We start from the raw sequence: 21789 nt of genomic DNA, 5'->3' as shown, positions 1-21789 counted from the left end.
TCTTTCATATTTTAAATTAATTATGTATTTTATTTTACATTGTTAATTTTAAAAAACAAGACATTTGAAAAAAGAAAAAATCTATATATTAAAATTATCTTTTTTAACAACAGAACTTGATGTTTTCATAGACTGCATGCAGTCTAATTTATTTTTTATATTTTGATCAAAATCACACAATAAAGGAGTATCATCTTTTTTTATTGTCTTTTTTTGATATGCTTGTTTTTCTAATAATTTTATTTTTCTTTGTTCTGGTGTTAAGTTATTTCATCATTTTTTTGCCTCATTTTTAGCAACCTCTACTTGTTTGGGGGTTAAAGTATTTCATCATTGTTTTGGATTTTTGATTATTTGTTCTCTTTGTTGATTAAATCAATCAATAACTTTTTGATAATCTTCCTTGAAAATTGATTCTTCATGTATTAAAACTTCATTTAAAATACTAGATAATATTTCACTATCCTCTAATATCTTTTGTTCATCATTTATAGCTTTTGATTTTGACTTATCAAAATCAATAAAAATTTCTTTTATTAAAAATTGCATGAGGTATATTAATTTCATAATCATAAAAAAGAGTTTTTTTATTTCATGCATAAGTGAATCCTAATTTTTCATAAAATTCACCGACAGTAACATTAGTTGGATCTGATAATAAAATAAGGTTTTCGATATTATTGCTATGACATATCTCAAAAATTTTGTAAATAAGTAAACTACCATATTGTTGCTTACGATATTTTTCTTCAATAAATATACTTTCTAAAATAGCTTCTTTTTTTTCTAAATCAATAATAAGTATTGCGTCACCAATTTTATTATTAAATTCATCAATTAATAATAAACTTTTTATACTTGGATTATTTAAATTATTAGTAACCTGAATTGTAAAATTAAAAAGGACACTTATATAAAAATTAAATTGTGTTAATTCTATAATTAAGAAAAGAAAGGAATTAGCACAATGTATAAGTATCTGACTATTGAATCAATAATAGCAATAAAAGAATATAAAAGTTATGGATTTTCGATTCGTAAAATAGCAAAAGCCATTGATTATAGTAAATCAACTGTACATAGAGTTTGTAGATTATTAAATCAAAACTTATTGCCATTAGAAATATTGAATAAAATTCAAAAAAATAAACAAAATGCAGGTAGAAAATTAATAATTTTAACTTTAATAGAAATTAATACTATTAATCATTTGTTAATTACTAAAAATTATGCTCTTGATATAATTGCTAATTTTTTAAAGGAAAATAAAATAAAAAGTATTTCAACAAAAACTTTATATAACATGTTTAAAACAAATCGAATGGGTTTTGATGAAAATAACTTATTGAGAAAAGGAAAAAATAAACCTCACAAACAAAAAGAAACTAGGGGCAGAATTAATAATTGTAAGTCTATTCATGAAAGAAATTTAATCATTCCTAATATTAAAAATATAGAAGAATTTGGTCATTTAGAGGGTGATACTATCATTGGTAAAGATCATAAAAGTTCTATTATTACTTTAGCTGATATATGATCAAAAACCACAATTCCTTTAGCAACTAAAAATAATAAATCAGAAAATATTACAAAAAATATAATAAAATTTATTTCAAAGTTACAAAAAGGAACAGTTAAAACTATTACTTTTGATCGTGGTAAAGAATTTAGTAAATGAAAATTAATCGAAAAAAATTGTAATGTTAAGATTTATTTTGCAGATCCTGGTAAACCTTGTCAAAGAGGTTTAAATGAAAATAATAATGGTATTTTAAGAAGATATTTACCAAAATCTACAGATCTATTTTCATATAAACAAAAAGATTTAAATACTATAGCATTTCAAATTAATTCTACACCCAGAAAATCACTATCTTATAAAAGACCAATAGATTTAATACAATTATTTTAAAAAACTGTCCCATTTATATTTACAATTCAGGTAATTTATTAAACAGAATTGAGGAAAAAACCTTTAATTTTGTAGAAAAGTAGTGGTATTAGTAAAATTAGCAAAAATATATTTTTATATGGTATTTTTAATATTAAAGAGGTGATTTTAAATGAATAAAAATACAGTAAAAGAAATTTTAAATAATTTGTCTGATAAAGATTTTATTGAGATTTTTAGAGAAAATAAAACTAGAATTAAACAAATTGAGAAAAAAGAAAAATTTGAAGCAGTCGAACAAAAATTCAAAGAGAAAGGGATTCAATGTCCAGATTGTAGTTCTTTTTTGTGTACTAAATATGGTAGTAAAGATTATAAGCAAAGATATAAATGTAAAAGTTGTAATATTACTTTTCATGCTTTTAAAAATCATTATTTTTATTGAAGTCATTTATCTCATGATCAATGAGATTTATTGATACAAATAGCTACTTTAGGTCAATCTGCTTACATTATTTCTCAATTTATTAATACTACAAATAAAACTGCCTGATTTAATCGTCAAAAATTTATGAAATCAACACAATTAGTAAAAACACAAAATCAATTTGTAAAATTAAAAGCTAGAATTGAAGTTGACGAAACTTTTATCAAAGAAATTCATAAAGGAAACTTTAAAGATCCAAATGATCCAAGAAAACAATGAATTGAAGAAAATGCTAAAGATTTAAATTGTTGTATTCAAATGGCAATTGATGAAAACCGAAATATCTATGCTCAAACAACAAATACTAAAAGATTAAATAAAAAATGAGTACAAGAAAACTTAACATCGAAACTTATCGAAGAAAATTCAATTATAGTTTGTGATATGCAAGTATTATATGATACAGTAGCTAAACAAACTAAATCCACTATCCAGCAGTTTAAATCAAAAGAAAATAAAGAATTAAATTATAAAAAATTAAGTAATGTCAGTAAAATACAATCAAGTTTAAAAGAATTTATTACTCATTACCATGGCATTGGATTTACCAATATTCAAAATTACCTCAATTTATGGAAATGAAAATATCAACACTACGGATTAACCCCTTATCAAAAATCCAATGTGTTATATTTCAGTTTGTAAAAAAAATAAATCCCAAAATTTAATAAAATCAAATTTTAAGTCAAGTTGATGACTTTTTTTATTTTACCACTACTTTTCTACATAATTAAAAGAAAAAACTAATATTACAACTAATTATATGCAAAATAAAAAAGGTTTAGAAAATAAACATAGTGCAATTAACTTAGCAGATATAATAGTAAATAATAATTTAGGACTTATTAATAGTGGTAAGGATTTAGCACCATCTAAAATGAGTTTACTAATAGGTATTATTGAAGCAAATCATGCAATTAAATCATTAATAGTTAATGATTTTGATATTAAAAGACAAGATACTAGTATTGGTAAAGGTGATTATATAGGAACAGTTAATTTGTACTATAGTATTACTAATTTTGTTTCTCAAAAATTAACAAATGGAAACATTTATGCTTTAGGTGTTGATTCACAAGGTAATATTTTTAGAGCACAAGAAGATAAGGTTTATAAGATTACTCCAACAGGATTAGAAATTTTAATGGCAGGATTAGAAGGATATTGAGCAGTTAGAGCCTTAGTAATGATAATGAAGATAATGTTTATGTTGGTAGTGATAATGGCTTTGTTTATAAGAGCGATGGTGTATGTAGTTTTGAAAAAATTATAATACCAGGACCAAAAAACTGAATTTGAGCTTTAACATTTGATAAAAACACTGAAACCGTTTATGTTGGTAAGTGATACTGGTGTATGCAAAATCAGTAAAAATGGAAGCACTAGTTTAATGCAAGGAACAAATGGTGATCATATTAGAAGTTTAGCAGTTGGTCCAGATGGTTCAATTTATGCTGGTGATGATGATCGTGGAATAATTTATAAAACTGATAAAATAAGTCAAACTTTTGGAATATTTCAACAAATAAACGATGGACATCAAATTGATAGTTTAGTAGTTGACAAGGATAATACTGTTTTTGCTGGTTCTTGAAATGGTCGTCTTTATAAGATAAAGAATGGAATATATGAGGTAATCTTAGAAACAAATCCAAACCACGAGGTTAAACGTTTAGTCATTGATAGAGATAATAATTTATTTGTTGGTATTGACTCCAATAAAGTATATAAAAAAAATAGAAGGTACAGATTTATGTTCTGAATTATCTGGAATAAAAAATACTGATGATCATATTTTTGCTTTAGCAGTTGGTCCAGATGATTCAATTTATGCTGCTGGATCGCAAGGAATCTTATATACAGCTAAAAATTTTAATAAAAGATAGGTTATATATAAGTAATTAGTATTAAAATTAATAAAAATAAAAGACTTGCTTGCTAATTATCTAGTAAGTTTTTTTATTTTTATTTAAATTTATGTACTAACATATTAAAAAAAACCTTTAATTTTGTAGAAAAGTAATTATACATGATAAAGTGTTATTTTTAGAGAATTTTTACACTAAATAATGTTACTTTTAACAAATTTTTAATTAAAAATAATATTTTAAGTGTAAATTGATGAATAATTTTTGGTCATCCATACTTTTCTACATAATTAAAAAAAATCTTGTAATTTATTAAAAATCTAATATAATAATACTTGACATAAAGAAAGTAGTTTTTACGCTCACCTGATAGCTAAGTTGTTATAGGTTCAATGCTTTAAATTTTTATTTTTAAAATAAAGTTTTGTAGTGGTGAGTGTGCGTTTTAGCACACTTTTATTTATGCAAATTAAAGGAGGTATGTATGGCTTTTAAAAATAATGATAATTTATGAAATAGTAATATTCCCTTTTATGAATTTTTATTAATTGGTAATGATGGTACTAATTATGGTTTAATGAAAAAAAATGATGCTTTAAAAAAAGCAGAAGATTTAGGATATGACCTATTATGTATATCACCAAATGCTAAACCACCTGTTTGTAAAATGTTTAAATTTGATACATATCGTTTTGAACAACAAAAAAAGGAAAAAGAAGTTAAAAAAGCACAAAAATTAACAATTGTTGAAGAAAAAGAAATTCGACTAAGTGTTGTTATTGATAACAATGACATTAAAACAAAGGCAAATAAGGCTCGTAAATTTCTAAGTAATGGTAACAAAGTAAAAGTTACATTAAAATATCGTGGTCGTGAATTACATAATCCTGAAGCAGGATTTGAAGTAATTACAAAATTTTATAAAGAATTAGAAGATATTTGTATTTATGATAAAAACTTTGATAAAAAAGAAAAAAATATACAAACTATTTATCTTTTTCCAAAAAAGAAAAATCAAGAAAATTAACAATAGGAGGTAAAATATGCCAAAAATGAAAACAAAAAAAGCTTTAAAAAAAAGAATTAAAGTAACAGGAAGTGGTAAATGAATGCGTAGTGGTGCTTTTGTTTCTCACTTATTTCAAAATAAAACAACAAAACAAAAACGTCAATTACGTGGGTGAAGTGAAGTATCTGCTTCTGACTATAAGCGTTTAAAAGATTTAATTTAGGAAGGTGATAAAATAAATGGCTAGAGTTAAAGGCGGTTATACAACTAATCATCGTCGTAAAAAAATACTAAAAGCAGCAAAAGGATATTATGGAGCAAAACATAGTTTATATCGTACAGCAAATGAACAAGTAATGAACTCATTAGCATATGCTTATCGTGATCGTAAAAATTGTAAACGTGAGTTTCGCAAGTTATGAATTCAAAGAATTAATGCAGCTGTTCGTAATTATGATTTATCATATTCACGTTTTATTGATGGCTTAAATAAAGCTAATATTAATCTTAATCGTAAAATATTGTCTGAGTTATCAATTAATCAACCAGAAGAATTTGAGAAATTAGTTTTGGCATCAAAATCTGCTTTAGCAAAATAATTAATTGCAAAATTTTATATAAATTAAAAACACTTGAAATAAATTAAATTTATTATAAGTGTTTTTAATTTATATAATTATGATAAGTTTTAGAAATGTATTTAATATAAATTTCAAAGAATATTTTTTTATCACAAACTTTGTTTTATAATATATTTAATGGTAAAATTAAAAAATAAATTCGCTTCTTAGTATAAAAATAAGAAAGAAATTTAAAAAAGAGGGGCCATTATGCAATTTGTTTTTCTTGGATTTTTTGATGGTAATCCACAAGCAGTTATTAATCCTTTATTTGGTATGTATTATTGAATTGGCTTATCTATATCATTATTCTTGATAATTAGTTTATTTATTTTTAAAAGGTTTTATGCTAATTTAAGTAAGTGCTATAGTTTTAAATGTAGTTTAGGTATTTTTCAAATACTTTTAAATATTAGTTTTTATATTGTTCATGGATTGAATGGTGATAATTATCAATGGTATGATTATTTTCCTTTTCAATTATGTTCGGTATTAAATATTACTAGTGGTATACTATTAATTATTCCTAATAAAAGTTTATTTAATATTACTTTTCCTTTAATTGGTCCTGTTATTTTGGCATTTTTATTACCAGATAAAACAAAATGAGTTTTTGGTCCACAGCATTTTCTTTATTGAAATTATTATTTTATTCATATTATTATTCTTTTTTCTTATTTACTTTTATATTTATATGGTCATATTGAATATGACAAAATATATATCAAAAAAAGTATATTATATTTAACTTTATTTGGTAGTGGTGTTTTTATTTTTAATACTTCTTTTGGTACTAATTACTTATTTATTGGTAATGCTGGTTATACAGCAAGTTTTGGTAAAAAAATATTAGACACTTCATTGTGGTTACCAATTTTACGTTTTACATTTATGTCTGTTGTTGGTATTTCATTACTAGTTTTAACATATATTTTTATTATAAAAACTTTATCTCCTTTTTATTTAGAAAAAGGAACAAAAATTAATCCTATTTACAAAGATAAAAAATCATTAATTACAAAATTTTATAAAAAATTAAATTTAAAAGATAAGAAAATAATGAAATCTTAATTAATAATTAAAAAAAGAAAGTGAGTTAATTATGTTAAATTCAAAACAATTTTCAACAATTATCCAACTTCAAAATGAGTTAGATAAAAAAATAATTATTAATCGTGGTGTTAGCGATATTAAAACATTAAATTCTAGATTTTTAGCACTTTTAGTTGAATTAGGTGAATTTGCAAATGAACAAAGATGTTTTAAATATTGAAGTTCAAAACCAAGTAGTGAAAAATCAGTAATGCTTGAAGAATATATTGATAGTCTTCATTTTATTCTTAGTATCGGTAATAGCCTTAATATTGATTTTCAAAATTTTAGTTTTTCAGAAAAAACAAATTATCAAGATCTTAATCTTGCATTCATTGATTTATTTGCTTTTGTTACAACTCTTTTTAAATCAAAATCAAGTAATGATTTTTTTGAATTATTAAATATTTATTTTACAATTGGTAAAAAATGTAATTTTAATAGTGAAGACATTATTTCTTGTTATATTTATAAAAATGAAATAAATCATTTACGACAATCACAAAATTATTAATGGAAATAAGTGATCGTTTTATTTAGGAGATTAAAATGACTAATGTTAAAATTTTCAATTATAATAATACAAAATGAGAGTACATTATTACATATAAACAACAAAAACATATGTATTTAAAAGTGCGCAACGATCAAATTATTATTAGTGCTCCATTTTTTATGCAAGAAAAATTAATTGAAGATTTCATTTTAAAAAGTTTACCTAAAATTTTAAAAAAGAAAACTATATTAAAACCTAATATTGTTATTAATAATAATGACAGTTATCTTTATTTTTTAAGTAAAAAATATAAATTAATTACTAAGTATCATTCAAAAAAAACCATTATTTATTTTGAATTTAATAATTTGGTAATATGCACAAATATTCAAGATGATAAGCAAATATTAATTAAAATTCAAAAATTTTTAAAAGAAGAGTCAAAAAATATTTTTATGAGTCGTTTACAATATTGATCAGAAATTATGAATATTGAGTTTTCAGTACTAAAAATTCGTTCGATGTTAAATAAATGAGGTGTTTGTCAACCAAATACTAAAATCATTACACTTAATTATAAATTAATTCATTTTGATTATGCTGTAATTGATTATGTTATAATTCATGAGTTAGCGCATATAATTCATGCTCATCATAAAAAAACATTTTGAAATTTTGTTGCTCAATATTGTCCAGATTTTCAAGATTGTCAAAAAATATTAAAACAAGGAGTTATGGATGAAACAAATAACCTCACTTAAAAATCCAATAATTCAAGAATTAGTTTTATTACATGAAAGAAAACATCGCAATGTTAAAAAAATGTTTTTAATTGAAGAAGAACATTTAATTAGTATTGCATTATTAAAAAAAGATTACTTGCAGTATATGTTGATGAGAAGTATTTAGACAAATATGCAAATTTATTAAAAGATTGTAATAATATTGAAGTTATTGTTGTAAATAGTATGATTATTAAAAAAATTCTTTAATTTTGTAGAAAAGTAATGATACATGATAAAGTGTTATTTTTAGAGAATTTTTACACTAAATAATGTTACTTTTAACAAATTTTTAATTAAAAATAATATTTTAAGTGTAAATTGATGAATAATTTTTGGTCATCCATACTTTTCTACATAATTAAAAAAAAAATTTCACAACAAAAAACATCACAACCAATAATTGGTGTTTGTAATATTGTTAAACCTTTAAATTATTTTTATTCTTCTCATATTATTCTAATTGATACAATTCAAGATCCAGGTAATTTAGAAAATATTTTACGCAGTGTTACTGCTTTTAATATTTCTGAAGTATATTTATCAAATGAAAGCGTTGATTTATATAATCACAAAGTAATTAGTGCAAGTCAAGGAGCTATTTTTTATACTAATGTGTATTATGAAAATTTTGATCAATTTTTATTAAAACCTGAATTGTAAAATTAAAAAGGACACTTATATAAAAATTAAATTGTGTTAATTCTATAATTAAGAAAAGAAAGGAATTAGCACAATGTATAAGTATCTGACTATTGAATCAATAATAGCAATAAAAAAATATAAAAGTTATGGATTTTCGATTCGTAAAATAGCAAAAGCCATTGATTATAGTAAATCAACTGTACATAGAGTTTGTAGATTATTAAATCAAAACTTATTACCATTAGAAATATTGAATAAAATTCAAAAAAATAAACAAAATGCAGGTAGAAAATTAATAATTTTAACTTTAATAGAAATTAATACTATTAATCATTTGTTAATTACTAAAAATTATGCTCTTGATATAATTGCTAATTTTTTAAAGGAAAATAAAATAAAAAGTATTTCAACAAAAACTTTATATAACATGTTTAAAACAAATCGAATGGGTTTTGATGAAAATAACTTATTGAGAAAAGGAAAAAATAAACCTCACAAACAAAAAGAAACTAGGGGCAGAATTAATAATTGTAAGTCTATTCATGAAAGAAATTTAATCATTCCTAATATTAAAAATATAGAAGAATTCTTTAATTTTGTAGAAAAGTAATGATACATGATAAAGTGTTATTTTTAGAGAATTTTTAAACTAAATAATGTTACTTTTAACAAATTTTTAATTAAAAATAATATTTTAAGTGTAAATTGATGAATAATTTTTGGTCATCCATACTTTTCTACATAATTAAAAGAAGAATTTGGTCATTTAGAGGGTGATACTATCATTGGTAAAGATCATAAAAGTTCTATTATTACTTTAGCTGATATATGATCAAAAACCACAATTCCTTTAGCAACTAAAAATAATAAATCAGAAAATATTACAAAAAGTATAATAAAATTTATTTCAAAGTTACAAAAAGGAACAGTTAAAACTATTACTTTTGATCGTGGTAAAGAATTTAGTAAATGAAAATTAATCGAAAAAAATTGTAATGTTAAGATTTATTTTGCAGATCCTGGTAAACCTTGTCAAAGAGGTTTAAATGAAAATAATAATGGTATTTTAAGAAGATATTTACCAAAATCTACAGATCTATCTTCATATAAACAAAAAGATTTAAATACTATAGCATTTCAAATTAATTCTACACCCAGAAAATCACTATCTTATAAAAGACCAATAGATTTAATACAATTATTTTAAAAAACTGTCCCATTTATATTTACAATTCAGGAAAGTAAAAAATGCAAATTATATGATTTATGGTACATTTCTACATGAAGATAATAGTACTAATTTATCTGAAATTACCTTTAAGCAAAAGAATGCTTTTTTATTTGGCAATGAAGGACAAGGTATTAATAAAAAGTATAAAGATAAAATTAATAGTAATATTTTTATTCCAACTTCTTTTAATGTTGAATCATTAAATTTAGCAACAAGTGTAGCAATAGTAACGTATTGCTTATTTACTAGTAATATATTAAAATAAATTATACTTATTTTGAATTATAAAAATTTAATTATACATATTAACAAATTAATGGAGGAATAGAATGTTAGTGGTTAACGATTTAAAAAAAAGATTAGAAATTATTAGACAGCAAGCATTTAATAATATTGATGAAGTTGCTGATTTACATAAATTGCAAGTTTTAAAATCACAATATTTAGGTAAAAATTCGGATATTAATAATATATTAAAATCTTTAGAAAAATTTCCTCATAACTTTAGAATTGAAATTGGTCAAGCAGCTAATAAATTAAAAAAAGAAATTAATGAATATATAATAAAAAAATTTAATGAAATTGAGAAAGATAACATTAATGAGTGTCTTAAATCTTCAGAAATTGATTTAACACTACCGGGTATTGATTTTAATATTGGTCACATCAATCCTCTATTAAAAACTGTTACCGAAATATCTGAAATTTTTAAAAATTTGGGTTATCAAATCATTAGTGGTAATGAAGTAGAAAATGAAGAATATAATTTTAAACGCTTAAATTTACCATTTGATCATCCAGCAAGAGATATGCAAGATACTTTTTATCTTGAAAATAATAATGACAAACTTAATCGTTGATTATTAAGAACACACGCTACAAATATGACTGCACGCATTCTTAGCGAGCAAGATAAAAATTCAAAAGAAACCACGGCTATTATTAGTTTAGGAAATGTTTATCGAAAAGATGATGATGATGTTACTCATTCTCATCAATTTATGCAAGTTGATGGGTTTTTAGTTGGATCTAATATTACTTTTGCAAATTTAAAATGAACATTAAATTATTTTTGTCAGCAATTTTTTGGTATGGAAACTAAAACAAGATTACGTCCTAGTTATTTCCCATTTACGGAGCCTTCAGTTGAAGTAGATGTAAGTTGCCCAAAATGTAATACAGAAGGTTGTTCATTATGTAAGTATACTGGTTGAATTGAAGTTTTAGGTGCTGGTATGATTCATCCAAATGTTTTTATTGCTGCTGGTTTAGATGAAACAACAGCAGGTTTTGCCTTTGGTGTAGGCATTGAAAGAATTACTATGATTAAATATGGCATTGACGATATCAGATTATTTTATAATAATGATTTTCGATTCTTAAAACAATTTTAAAAATTAAAAGGAGTATAAAATAAAATGATAGTTTCACGTAAAATCATTTCGCAGTGATTGAATATTAATAGCATTAAAGATTATGAAATCGTTGATGCTTTAAATAGTTTAGGTTTTGAGGTTGATCAAGTAAAAAATTTAATGTTCAGTAATACAAACTTAGTTGTTGGTCAAATTACTAAAATTAATAAACATCCTAAATCGAATAAATTAAATATTTGTGAAGTAACAGTAGGCACTGAAATGTTAACTATAGTTTGTGGTGCACCAAATGTAGTTATTGGTATTAAAGTTGTTGTAGCAAGGATAGGGAGTGTTTTAGGTAATGGTCTTACTATTGTTGAAAGAACAATTCAAGATGTTATTTCTTCAGGAATGCTTTGTTCATTAACAGAATTAGGATTAAGCGGTATTGTTCAGAATAAAGAAGAATTAAGTGGTATTATTCATTTACCAGATGATGTAATGGTTGGTAATATTAATCCGTTACAATATTTAAATTTAGATGATACAATTTTTTTTATTGATTTAACAGTAAATCGTAGTGATTGTTTGGGGATTTATAGTATTGCTAGAGAATTAAGCGGTTATTTTAAAATTCCTTTAAAAAACATGGAAGTTAGTAGTATAGGAAAATTTGATAATAAAAGTCAAGTTAGTGTTCTTAATGGTAAAATTCAAGCTTTAGCAACATTAAAGATTGAATTTAATGATAAATCTGTAATAACACCAATTTGAATTAGAAGAACACTACAACTTGCAAATATTGTACCCAAAACTTTATCAGAAGATATTATTCATTTAGTAATGTTAGAATTGGGTCAACCCTTAATTACTTTTAGTGCTGATGTTTTAAAAAAACCATCTTTAAATATTTCACCTAAATCATACCCAGAAGGTAATTTGCAAATTAAAGAGGGCGATATTTTATTACACGATAAATATTTGGCTTTTAGTGTTTTAGGAGTTAGTCATAATATTGAATATGAAGTTAAACCAAGTTCCAAAGAAGTTTTTATATTTTCAATTAATCCTGATGTTACCTTAATGAGTAAACAAGCAAAGCGACATGGTGCTCTTATTAATACATTATTAGAACGTTTAACAAGACCAGTTGTTCCTGATTATTATTTAATTGCTTTACAACGTTATTTGTTTATTTTAGGACAATTACAAGTTAAATATGAAATTACTGGTTTTAGTAATGATGTTCCTTATCAAGTTAAAACAAAAGTGATTAACTTTAACTTTAATTTTATTAATAAAATTTTAGGTACAAAATTTGAGGTTAATGAAATAATTAATTATTTGACTATTATTGGTTGTCAAATTGAAATTGATGCAAAAAATAAAGAAATTTTAAAAGTAACAGTTCCTAATCATCGTAGTGATTTAAATAATGCTAATGATTTTAGTGAAGAAGTTGCCAGAGTATTTGGATATGATAAATTACCAGTTATTAAGCCACAATTTAATGCATCATTTAAATCACCAACTGCAATGGAAAATTTAATGATGAAATGAAGACAACATTTAACAAGTTATGGTTTTAATCAAGTAAAAACATATAGTTTAACAAGTATGCAGAGATTAAATGATTTTAATTTTTTTAAATATAAAATACCTGTAAAATTAGAAGCACCTTTGACATTAACAAGAGAAGTTATGCGTTTTAGTTTGACAGATAGTTTATTAAGAATTTGTCAATATAATTATGCACGTAAAGAAACACAATTAAAAATTTTTACTGATGAAACTATTTATACAGGTGATGAAACTGATGATAATCATCATTTAGCTTTTATGATTATGGATAATTTTTGACCAAAAATTAATACTAATAAAATTACTAATAGTACGTATTATTTTATTAAAGGTTTTTTAGATGGTTTTTTAGCAAAAGTTATGTCAAATTTATTTAACTCTATTGTTTATAAAACAAATAATAATTCTTTAATGCATCCGTATTTAAGCGCAGATATTTTTTATGAGCAAGAACATATTGCTACTATTGGCGCACTGCACCCACAAACTGAAAAAATAATGAATGTTGAAAAAATATTCTTAGCAGAAATTAATTGTAGTAAGTTAGTTAAAATCATAGAAGAACAGCAAAAAGTAGTTTCTAAATTTAAGCTTTGATCAAAATTTAATGCTTTAAGTCGTGATATATCAATTATTGTTAATAGCGATATTAAATTTTCTGATGTAAAAAATGCTATAATTTTTGCAAATATTGATTTTTTAGAACAAATATCTTTGGTAGATTTTTATAATGATGAAAAATTAAAATCACAACATCAACACTCATTAACTTTTAATTTGAAATTTAATAGTCAAGAAGAACAATTAGATGAAACAAAAGTAAGTGGACAAATAAGTATTATTCAAGAAATATTAAAGAAAAAATTTCAAGCAATTATTCGTTAAAAATATAACAAAATATTAAATAATAACATTAATATATTTTTTTATTATAGTTAAATTTTAAATTGGGTGAGATGATATGAAAACGTTAAACAAAGATAATTTAAACTTTTATAAAATGGCATTATTATTTATGATTCCAATTTGTGCACAATCTTTAATTGAAACATTAATAAACTTAATGAATAATTTTGTGGTTGGTCAATTTGGAAATGATGATGCTATTGCTGGAGTTGCATCATCAAGTAATATTTATGATATGGTTTGATATATCTTTTTTGCTATTGTTGCTACCGGTAATATTTTTACTGCTCAATATTTAGGTATTAAAGATAAGAAGAAAATTCAAGAAACTACTAATATAAAATTATTTTATACTTTAATTTTTTCAATATTTTTTGTTGTAATATTAGAATTATTTAGTAAACAAATTATGGGAGTAATTCTTGGTGCTGAAGATAATTCTCATCAAAATGCTATTGGTATTGCTGAAGAATATAGTAAATTAATTGCTTGAAATTACCCATTGTTAGGTTTTGCTTTTATTATGTCAATTACTATGAATACATGTGGTAATGTTAAAACACCATTGATAACTTCTATTTGCTCATTACTCTTAAATACATTTTTAGTTTGTATTTTATCATTACCATATAGTGGGGGACCACAATTAGGTATTGAAGGATTAGCAATAAGTTTAATTATTTCAAGAGCAGTAGAATGTTTTATATTTTTAGGTTATTTAATTTATAAAAAACCAATTTATGCTCCTAATTGAAATATTTTTAAATTTACAAAAGATTTACATAAAAAATATATTATTACTTTTATTCCTTTATTTGCTAGTCAAGTATTATTTGGTGTTTCAGTGGTAATGTTAACAGCTTTATATTCTCATTTTGGTGATACTGAAGTTGTTGCCGCTGTGCAAATTGTTGGTAGTGTTGTTGCTATTTTTTATTCTACTTTTAGGGGATATAATGCTTTAGTTGGATATGCTGTTGGTAGCAAGTTAGGTTCAGGAGAACTAGTACTGGCTAAAGAAAATGCTAAGAAGATATTAAAATTGAGTTTTGCTATTTCAACTGTTATTGCTTTAATTATTTTGGGTAGTGCTTTTTGAGTTCCAAAAGTATTATTTCCAAATTTATCTAATAATGCTATGAAACTTGCAGTTTGATATATGGCTTTTTCAGCAGTAACTTATTTTTTCATTAATATGATGCAACCATTATTTAGTTTTCTTTATGCTGGTGGCTATACTTTAATTATTAGTATTGCTGATCTATTTTTAATTTGATTTATTGATATTTTTATTACTTTTGCTTTATTGCAGTGAACTGACTTAAGTATTAAAATGGTAATTATGATTTCGTGTTTAAGTAAATCAGCTGATTTTATTTGTGCTTATGTATTTTATAAAGTAATTCCTTGAAATAAAAATATTATTAATTCTAAAGTAGAAAATGTACCTCATCCGACATTTGAACCACATGGATAATATAAAAATCCCTTTTTAATAATAGATTTTATTTTAATAAATCTTGTTTAAAAAATGTTAAAAAAATTCTATTATATTTTAGCAAATAAATTCATATTTATCGTTTTATTTTTATTGTATTTAATATACAATTATTATAGTTACTGGTGTGATTTTAGAGGATGGTAGAAGTAATGATTTTTTTATTTTTAGTTATAATTAAACTTTTATAATAATTAAATTTTAAATAACTAAATAAATACGGACATTAAAAATTTTGACATACCTTTATTATAAGAAATTTTTATTTTTTGAAAGAATTTTAAAAATAAGTTTAAGTAAATATATAAAAATAGTGGGAGATTGTCAAAAATCCGGAATAAATTAATTCATATATAGTCTTATTATTTTTTAGACAAGAAATAATTAGGATTTTATGTAATTGTAAATTTATCTTACTACTAATTTAAAAATATTACAATTAAAATACTCAATTTTATAAATCCTGAATTGTAAATATAAATGGGACAGTTTTTTAAAATAATTGTATTAAATCTATTGGTCTTTTATAAGATAGTGATTTTCTGGGTGTAGAATTAATTTGAAATGCTATAGTATTTAAATCTTTTTGTTTATATGAAGATAGATCTGTAGATTTTGGTAAATATCTTCTTAAAATACCATTATTATTTTCATTTAAACCTCTTTGACAAGGTTTACCAGGATCTGCAAAATAAATCTTAACATTACAATTTTTTTCGATTAATTTTCATTTACTAAATTCTTTACCACGATCAAAAGTAATAGTTTTAACTGTTCCTTTTTGTAACTTTGAAATAAATTTTATTATACTTTTTGTAATATTTTCTGATTTATTATTTTTAGTTGCTAAAGGAATTGTGGTTTTTGATCATATATCAGCTAAAGTAATAATAGAACTTTTATGATCTTTACCAATGATAGTATCACCCTCTAAATGACCAAATTCTTCTATATTTTTAATATTAGGAATGATTAAATTTCTTTCATGAATAGACTTACAATTATTAATTCTGCCCCTAGTTTCTTTTTGTTTGTGAGGTTTATTTTTTCCTTTTCTCAATAAGTTATTTTCATCAAAACCCATTCGATTTGTTTTAAACATGTTATATAAAGTTTTTGTTGAAATACTTTTTATTTTATTTTCCTTTAAAAAATTAGCAATTATATCAAGAGCATAATTTTTAGTAATTAACAAATGATTAATAGTATTAATTTCTATTAAAGTTAAAATTATTAATTTTCTACCTGCATTTTGTTTATTTTTTTGAATTTTATTCAATATTTCTAATGGCAATAAGTTTTGATTTAATAATCTACAAACTCTATGTACAGTTGATTTACTATAATCAATGGCTTTTGCTATTTTACGAATCAAAAATCCATAACTTTTATATTCTTTTATGAGGCTTTTTAGAAATCTGTGTATCTTTGTTTTACAAAGTACTAGTTCAGATTAATTCTGTCTTCAAATTTTATCATAAAATGAGCAATTGCTGTATTTCAATTTTGAATAGGCAATGTTCATTTTTTTGTTATATTTTCAATTGCTAAATAAAATATTTTAAAAACTGACATATCATTAGGAAAAGCTTTTTTGTTTCTAATAACTTTTCGTAATTGACTATTAACAGATTCAATAGCATTTGTTGTATAAATTACTCTTTTGATTTCTGCAGGATAACTAATAAAAATCATCAAATTTTCTCAATTTTTATATCAAGATTTAGCAATTTGGGGATATTGTTTATTTCATTTACTTTCAAATGATTCTAAAGCTTGCATTGCTTGTTCTTCACTACATGCACTATAAATTGGTTTTAAATCTGTAACTAGAGTTTTTCGATGTTTGTATGAAACATATTTTAAACTATTTCGAATTTGATGAACAATGCATAATTGATGTTCTGTTTTAGGATAAACTGCTTGTATTGCTTCTGACATGCCTGTTAAATTATCACTACAAGCAATCAAAATATCATTTAAGCCTCGATTTTTCATTTCTGTGAAATTAGCTAATCAAAATTTAGCACCTTCATTTTCACTAATTCATAAGCCTAAAACATCTTTTTTACCTTCTAAATCAACTCCTAATGCTATATAAACTGATTTGTTAATAATCCGTTTATCTTGTCGAACTTTAACTACTATACAATCAAAATAAACAATCGGATAAACGCTTTCTAATGGTCGATTTTGTCATGTTTTGACATCATCAATAACATCATCAGTAATTTGACTAATAACACTTTCACTAATATCAGCACCATGATATAACTCTTGTAACTGCATTCTAATGTCAGATAGAGTCATACCTTTTGCATATAGTGAAAGCACTTGTTGATCAAAACCATCAAATCTTCGCTGTCTTTTTGCAACTATTACAGGAGTAAAATCACTATTGGATCTCTTGGTACATCAATCTCAATTTTACCTTGTTGAGTTATTAATTTTTTTGAACTTGTACCATTACGAGCATTTTCAGTATTACTATGTTGATTTTTTTCATATCCTAAATAATTTTGCATTTCAGAATTCAACATTTTTTCAACTAAACGTTTTGTTAATTCTTTATATAAACCCCCTTCTTTAAAAACTGTTGTTAAATCTTCAGTATTTTCTAATAATAAATCTACTGCTTTTGATATTGGATCATTATTATTAATATTTTGTTTTTTAGCCATCTGTAACTCACTCTTTCTAGTCATTTAATTATATTTACTAGAATTAATTAAACATAGTTATTTTTGTAAGTTACACAGATTACTAAACATTGCCAAAGATTTAAATACTATAGCATTTCAAATTAATTCTACACCCAGAAAATCACTATCTTATAAAAGACCAATAGATTTAATACAATTATTTTAAAAAACTGTCCCATTTATATTTACAATTCAGGTTTTAAAAAACATAATATTATTCCTGTAATTCTTGTAATTTTCATACATTACCTTTTAAATTACCTTTTCCACTATAAATAGTAATCAATTTTGCATGTTGAACTGATAAAATTACTATATTAACACTATCATTAAAGGTTTGTATTGGTACACCAGCAATTTTGTTATCCATTATAATAAATTCTTGAATAGTATAAACTGGATTATATATACTTCAAGAATAATAAACTCTATAATGTTTATTAACTATAAAATCATAAGTAATTTGTCAATTATCTCATTTATTTTTTTCTCTTGTTCCAACATCTTTTCATTGTTGATTATTTGGACTTGGTGTTGGATTATCTGGTAATTCAATATCTCAATAATTTTCTTCTATTTCATTAGTTTTTAAACTTCTTGAATTAATTTTTAATTTTGGTGTAACATCAACTTTAATTGTATTTTGTAATTCTTCTAATGAAAAAATATTTCCATATTTTTCATTACCACCATCTATAATTAATTTGAATTTATGTTCGTTTCCTATAACCAAATATAAATTTGCTTCTACACTATCAATTTCTCCTTTTGTAAGAACCTGTTTAGAATCTTTTTAATAAAACTGAAATAAATGAAAGAACAACCATTTGTAAACTAGTATTTAGTTTTCTTTCACAATTTTTTCATAATCTTCTGTATTTTTCTAATCAAGCAAAGCTTCGTTCTACAATTCATCTTTTTGGTAATACTACAAAAGTATGTAATTCATTACGTTTTATCACTTCAACATTTGCATTTATGATTGTTTTGATTTCAGAAGCAAATTTTTCACCAGTATAACCAGCATCTACTATTATTTTTTGAACTGCAGAAAGATTTTCTTTTTCATTTTCAATCATTATTATAGAGCTATTACGATCTGTTTTTTCCTTTAATTTTGTAGAAAAGTAATTATACATGATAAAGTGTTATTTTTAGAGAATTTTTACACTAAATAATGTTACTTTTAACAAATTTTTAATTAAAAATAATATTTTAAGTGTAAATTGATGAATAATTTTTGGTCATCCATACTTTTCTACATAATTAAAAGTTTTTTCTGCTGTGGTTATGTAAATTGCATGTGGTAAACCTTGAGAATCAACAACAATATGACGTTTTATGCCTGAAATCTTTTTACCAGCATCATAACCTTTATTTTCAGTAGTATCTGTATTTTTAACACTTTGCGAATCAATTATACAAAAACTAGTTTGTTCTTTGCGATTATTATTGATACGAACTTTTTTAACTAATTTTTTTTAAAATTAATTGCAATACACTAGGTTCTTTACCATTATTTTTACTTCAAATTTGAAAATAATAATATACAGTTTGTCATTTTGGAAAATTTTTTGGTAGCATTCTTCATTGACAACCACTTTTTAATACATATAAAATTGCACAAAATACTTCATATAAATCTAAACTTCTTGGTTTTGTTTTCTTTTTGCTATTTTCTAAAATTGATTTTATGTTCTCAAATTGTTCTTTGGTGACATGACTTGGATAATTTTTATGCATATATACCTCTTATTTTAAAATATATAATCATTTTACATTATTTTCGAAAAGATTCTAAACAGGTTCTAAAAAAAATTTCTCATTAACACTACCACCTAAATAAGAACCAGTTTTAAATTCTACTGTAATTCTTGTATTTACTTGATTAAATGGTGGTTTTTCTCATGTAATAATTACTCTATAATATTTATTAAAACCAAGAGTAAAATCTTCTCATGTACGATTATCAAGACTATTACCTATTACTTTTCAATTTTCTTTATCTTGTTTTTTATCAATATTACTTTTATTTTCATTAATTGCACCAACAACTGTTTTATTAATAGTTTGTAAGTTATTATCACTTATATTTTGTTTTTTATCTAATAGGTTATTAGTTTCTTGTTTTGTATAATAATCACGTTCAGTGCCTTTGTCTGCTATAAATTCAGTTGGTGTATCTATTCCTTGATATTGATATATTTCGTCTATATCACCAATTAAATTAATTTTTCCACGTTCAGGATAAGAATTACCGCCACCACTAAATGTTTTATTTCTATTGTTATAGTAAATAGTTCCAATATTTAAAATATTTTTATTTTGTATTTGTTCTTTATAAGTCATGGAATCAACATTTAACAATTCAAATTCATGAAAAATATTATTTAATAAATAAATTTTAATTACTTTATAAAATTTCATAAAGTTATTTTCTGTTGAATATTGATAACTGATTTTAATAAAATATCATTTAAATGTTTCTATATTATTATTTTCAACTTTTTTTCATAAAGGACTAGTTTCAATATTAAATCAATTATTTTTAACATCATTGATACTTTCATTTGCTTTAATTAATTCATTATTTAATTTCGTAATTTCATTTTCATTTGCAGTAATTCTTTTTTGTTGTTTAGCAGAAAAATCTTTTAATTATGTAGAAAAGTATGGATGACCAAAAATTATTCATCAATTTACACTTAAAATATTATTTTTAATTAAAAATTTGTTAAAAGTAACATTATTTAGTGTAAAAATTCTCTAAAAATAACACTTTATCATGTATCATTACTTTTCTACAAAATTAAAGGAAAAATCACAAGTTGGTGCATGTGTATAATCACCAACTTGTGGATTATTTTGTAATGCTTCGGCTGGCAATGTACCAATTTCATCAGGTCAATCTAAAATCATTGTTTCAGTTTTTGGGTCATAATCAGTTGCAACATAACCTTTATTAATAAATTTACTAACAGGACCTCTATATATTTCATTATCATTATCATCAACTAAATCATCATATAATTTAATTTGTTTTAATAATGTAAATTCTTTTTGTTCTTTTATTAATTCATCAACTTGATTTCTAGTATAAAATGCTTTTAAGTCAATTTTTTCAACATCTATTTCATCATCATTATAACTTGAAAATATTTGTTTTAATTCTGTTAATCTTGCTCATATTTTCATTCTACTAGGTGCTAAATCTCATACATTAATTGTAGGAGTACTATTGGCACTAAATTGAGTACCATTATTAAATTGAATAGTAGCATCAACATTAAATTCAATTGGTGTACGATTAAATACTCAATGTTCAACCATTACATAAACCATATCTCTTAATGTTTCTTTAATTAATTCATCTTTAAAACTATCAAAAGGAAATTTAGATAAAATAAAATCAAGATAAGCATTAATATCATTTTGAGCACGAATAGCAAAAGTTTTAAATCAATCATTAACATTTGGTCATGTTTGTATATATTGCTGTGGCGTTTCTGTAATTTTTCCAGTTAATGGATATCAGTTATTATAATTTTCAAGACTGACATCAGTTCAAAGTTTATTAATCATAATTTATCATTCCTTAAAAAATGCTTTTTTATAATGCTTAG

General features: G+C 23.1%; 24 protein-coding genes and 5 pseudogenes. 19 read left to right on the top strand and 10 right to left on the bottom strand.

The genetic code is table 4. The annotated features are described in order from the left end of the window. Positions 1–81: 81 nt before the first annotated feature. Positions 82–600 (bottom strand): hypothetical protein, encoded by a 519-nt coding sequence (locus tag AAHH39_RS11965; protein ID WP_342218239.1) that lies wholly within the window; start codon positions 598–600, stop codon positions 82–84. Beyond that, positions 509–1081: a GNAT family N-acetyltransferase gene (locus AAHH39_RS13550; RefSeq protein WP_425288906.1), complete on the bottom strand. Its 573-nt coding sequence runs from the start codon at positions 1079–1081 to the stop codon at positions 509–511. Before AAHH39_RS13550 ends, AAHH39_RS11965 begins: the two co-directional genes overlap by 92 nt. Between AAHH39_RS13550 and AAHH39_RS11960 the strand changes: the two genes are divergently transcribed. The 13 genes and pseudogenes from AAHH39_RS11960 to AAHH39_RS11900 all read left to right on the top strand — a co-directional run. Then, positions 968–1912, top strand: coding sequence for an IS30 family transposase (locus AAHH39_RS11960; protein ID WP_342218238.1), 945 nt, complete (start codon positions 968–970; stop codon positions 1910–1912). The genes AAHH39_RS13550 and AAHH39_RS11960 overlap by 114 nt on opposite strands. A 151-nt stretch (positions 1913–2063) precedes the next feature. Continuing rightward, positions 2064–3023: a transposase-like zinc-binding domain-containing protein gene (locus AAHH39_RS11955; RefSeq protein ID WP_342217794.1), complete on the top strand. Its 960-nt coding sequence runs from the start codon at positions 2064–2066 to the stop codon at positions 3021–3023. Positions 3024–3141: 118 nt separating this feature from the next. Beyond that, complete coding sequence (locus AAHH39_RS11950; RefSeq protein ID WP_342218237.1) at positions 3142–3651, top strand: hypothetical protein; 510 nt, start codon at positions 3142–3144, stop codon at positions 3649–3651. A 117-nt stretch (positions 3652–3768) separates the two neighbouring features. Beyond that, the gene (locus AAHH39_RS11945) at positions 3769–4245 is read left to right on the top strand and encodes a hypothetical protein (RefSeq protein WP_342218236.1); all 477 of its coding nucleotides are present in this window, start codon (positions 3769–3771) and stop codon (positions 4243–4245) included. 485 nt (positions 4246–4730) lie between these two features. Beyond that, on the top strand, positions 4731–5273 hold the full coding sequence (infC, locus tag AAHH39_RS11940; protein WP_174480738.1) for a translation initiation factor IF-3: 543 nt from the start codon (positions 4731–4733) through the stop codon (positions 5271–5273). Between the two features lie 16 nt (positions 5274–5289). Continuing rightward, positions 5290–5478, top strand: a complete 189-nt coding sequence (gene rpmI, locus AAHH39_RS11935) for a 50S ribosomal protein L35 (RefSeq protein WP_342218235.1) — start codon at positions 5290–5292, stop codon at positions 5476–5478. A gap of 16 nt (positions 5479–5494) precedes the next feature. Further along, complete coding sequence (gene rplT, locus AAHH39_RS11930; protein WP_252320320.1) at positions 5495–5854, top strand: 50S ribosomal protein L20; 360 nt, start codon at positions 5495–5497, stop codon at positions 5852–5854. A gap of 231 nt (positions 5855–6085) precedes the next feature. Further along, the gene (locus AAHH39_RS11925; protein WP_342218234.1) at positions 6086–6946 is read left to right on the top strand and encodes a hypothetical protein; all 861 of its coding nucleotides are present in this window, start codon (positions 6086–6088) and stop codon (positions 6944–6946) included. 31 nt (positions 6947–6977) lie between these two features. Then, the gene (locus AAHH39_RS11920) at positions 6978–7481 is read left to right on the top strand and encodes a dUTP diphosphatase (RefSeq protein ID WP_252320316.1); all 504 of its coding nucleotides are present in this window, start codon (positions 6978–6980) and stop codon (positions 7479–7481) included. Between the two features lie 35 nt (positions 7482–7516). Then, entirely contained in the window at positions 7517–8224 is a 708-nt protein-coding gene (locus tag AAHH39_RS11915; protein WP_342218233.1) for a SprT family zinc-dependent metalloprotease, read from the top strand. Beyond that, positions 8202–8372: a hypothetical protein gene (locus AAHH39_RS11910; RefSeq protein WP_342218232.1), complete on the top strand. Its 171-nt coding sequence runs from the start codon at positions 8202–8204 to the stop codon at positions 8370–8372. The genes AAHH39_RS11915 and AAHH39_RS11910 overlap by 23 nt, the downstream gene beginning before the upstream one ends. A gap of 197 nt (positions 8373–8569) precedes the next feature. Further along, positions 8570–8908: a TrmH family RNA methyltransferase gene (locus tag AAHH39_RS11905; RefSeq protein ID WP_342218231.1), complete on the top strand. Its 339-nt coding sequence runs from the start codon at positions 8570–8572 to the stop codon at positions 8906–8908. A gap of 73 nt (positions 8909–8981) precedes the next feature. Further along, positions 8982–9470, top strand: a pseudogene (locus AAHH39_RS11900) (helix-turn-helix domain-containing protein); the annotation flags it as partial. Between the two features lie 53 nt (positions 9471–9523). Here the strand turns inward: AAHH39_RS11900 and AAHH39_RS11895 are convergent. Then, positions 9524–9676: a hypothetical protein gene (locus AAHH39_RS11895; RefSeq protein WP_342218229.1), complete on the bottom strand. Its 153-nt coding sequence runs from the start codon at positions 9674–9676 to the stop codon at positions 9524–9526. Between AAHH39_RS11895 and AAHH39_RS13545 the strand changes: the two are divergent. From AAHH39_RS13545 to AAHH39_RS11875, 5 genes and pseudogenes are all read left to right on the top strand, one after another. Then, positions 9642–10097, top strand: a pseudogene (locus tag AAHH39_RS13545) (IS30 family transposase); the annotation flags it as partial. The gene AAHH39_RS11895 and the pseudogene AAHH39_RS13545 sit on opposite strands and share 35 nt — an antisense overlap. 4 nt (positions 10098–10101) lie before the next feature. Continuing rightward, positions 10102–10386, top strand: a complete 285-nt coding sequence (locus AAHH39_RS11890; RefSeq protein WP_342219354.1) for a TrmH family RNA methyltransferase — start codon at positions 10102–10104, stop codon at positions 10384–10386. Between the two features lie 64 nt (positions 10387–10450). Continuing rightward, positions 10451–11515 carry a phenylalanine--tRNA ligase subunit alpha gene (pheS, locus tag AAHH39_RS11885; protein ID WP_342218228.1) on the top strand — a complete coding sequence of 355 codons (1065 nt, stop codon included), beginning with the start codon at positions 10451–10453 and terminating at the stop codon, positions 11513–11515. A 24-nt stretch (positions 11516–11539) separates the two neighbouring features. Beyond that, entirely contained in the window at positions 11540–13945 is a 2406-nt protein-coding gene (gene pheT / locus AAHH39_RS11880; protein ID WP_342218227.1) for a phenylalanine--tRNA ligase subunit beta, read from the top strand. A 76-nt stretch (positions 13946–14021) separates the two neighbouring features. Continuing rightward, a complete protein-coding gene (locus AAHH39_RS11875; protein ID WP_342218226.1) occupies positions 14022–15443 on the top strand; it encodes an MATE family efflux transporter in 1422 nt (473 codons plus the stop codon). Between the two features lie 514 nt (positions 15444–15957). Here the strand turns inward: AAHH39_RS11875 and AAHH39_RS11870 are convergent. The 6 genes and pseudogenes from AAHH39_RS11870 to AAHH39_RS11845 form a co-directional block, all read right to left on the bottom strand. Continuing rightward, positions 15958–16890, bottom strand: a complete 933-nt coding sequence (locus AAHH39_RS11870) for an IS30 family transposase (protein WP_425288929.1) — start codon at positions 16888–16890, stop codon at positions 15958–15960. Positions 16891–16907: 17 nt separating this feature from the next. Further along, a pseudogene (locus AAHH39_RS11865) lies at positions 16908–18145 on the bottom strand (IS256 family transposase). A gap of 235 nt (positions 18146–18380) precedes the next feature. Further along, positions 18381–18899 carry a hypothetical protein gene (locus AAHH39_RS11860; protein ID WP_342218224.1) on the bottom strand — a complete coding sequence of 173 codons (519 nt, stop codon included), beginning with the start codon at positions 18897–18899 and terminating at the stop codon, positions 18381–18383. 49 nt (positions 18900–18948) lie between these two features. After that, a pseudogene (locus AAHH39_RS11855) lies at positions 18949–19275 on the bottom strand (transposase); the annotation flags it as partial. A gap of 162 nt (positions 19276–19437) precedes the next feature. Next, positions 19438–19909 (bottom strand): annotated as a pseudogene (locus tag AAHH39_RS11850) (IS5 family transposase); the annotation flags it as partial. Positions 19910–19963: 54 nt separating this feature from the next. Next, complete coding sequence (locus AAHH39_RS11845) at positions 19964–20593, bottom strand: hypothetical protein (RefSeq protein WP_342218223.1); 630 nt, start codon at positions 20591–20593, stop codon at positions 19964–19966. Between the two features lie 130 nt (positions 20594–20723). Here AAHH39_RS11845 and AAHH39_RS11840 point away from each other — a divergent pair, with 130 nt between their 5' ends. Further along, a complete protein-coding gene (locus tag AAHH39_RS11840; RefSeq protein ID WP_342218222.1) occupies positions 20724–20936 on the top strand; it encodes a hypothetical protein in 213 nt (70 codons plus the stop codon). Between the two features lie 23 nt (positions 20937–20959). Here AAHH39_RS11840 and AAHH39_RS11835 read toward each other — a convergent pair whose 3' ends face one another. Next, entirely contained in the window at positions 20960–21748 is a 789-nt protein-coding gene (locus AAHH39_RS11835) for a hypothetical protein (protein WP_342218221.1), read from the bottom strand. Positions 21749–21789 lie beyond the last annotated feature (41 nt).

Origin of the sequence: Spiroplasma endosymbiont of Amphimallon solstitiale (genome assembly GCF_964030965.1) — a bacterium.
In the GTDB taxonomy this organism is placed as follows: Bacteria; Bacillota_I; Bacilli_A; order Mycoplasmatales; family VBWQ01; genus Spiroplasma_E.
The sequence above is the reverse complement of the archived record's forward strand: the minus strand, read 5'-3'. Positions and strand labels throughout refer to the sequence as shown.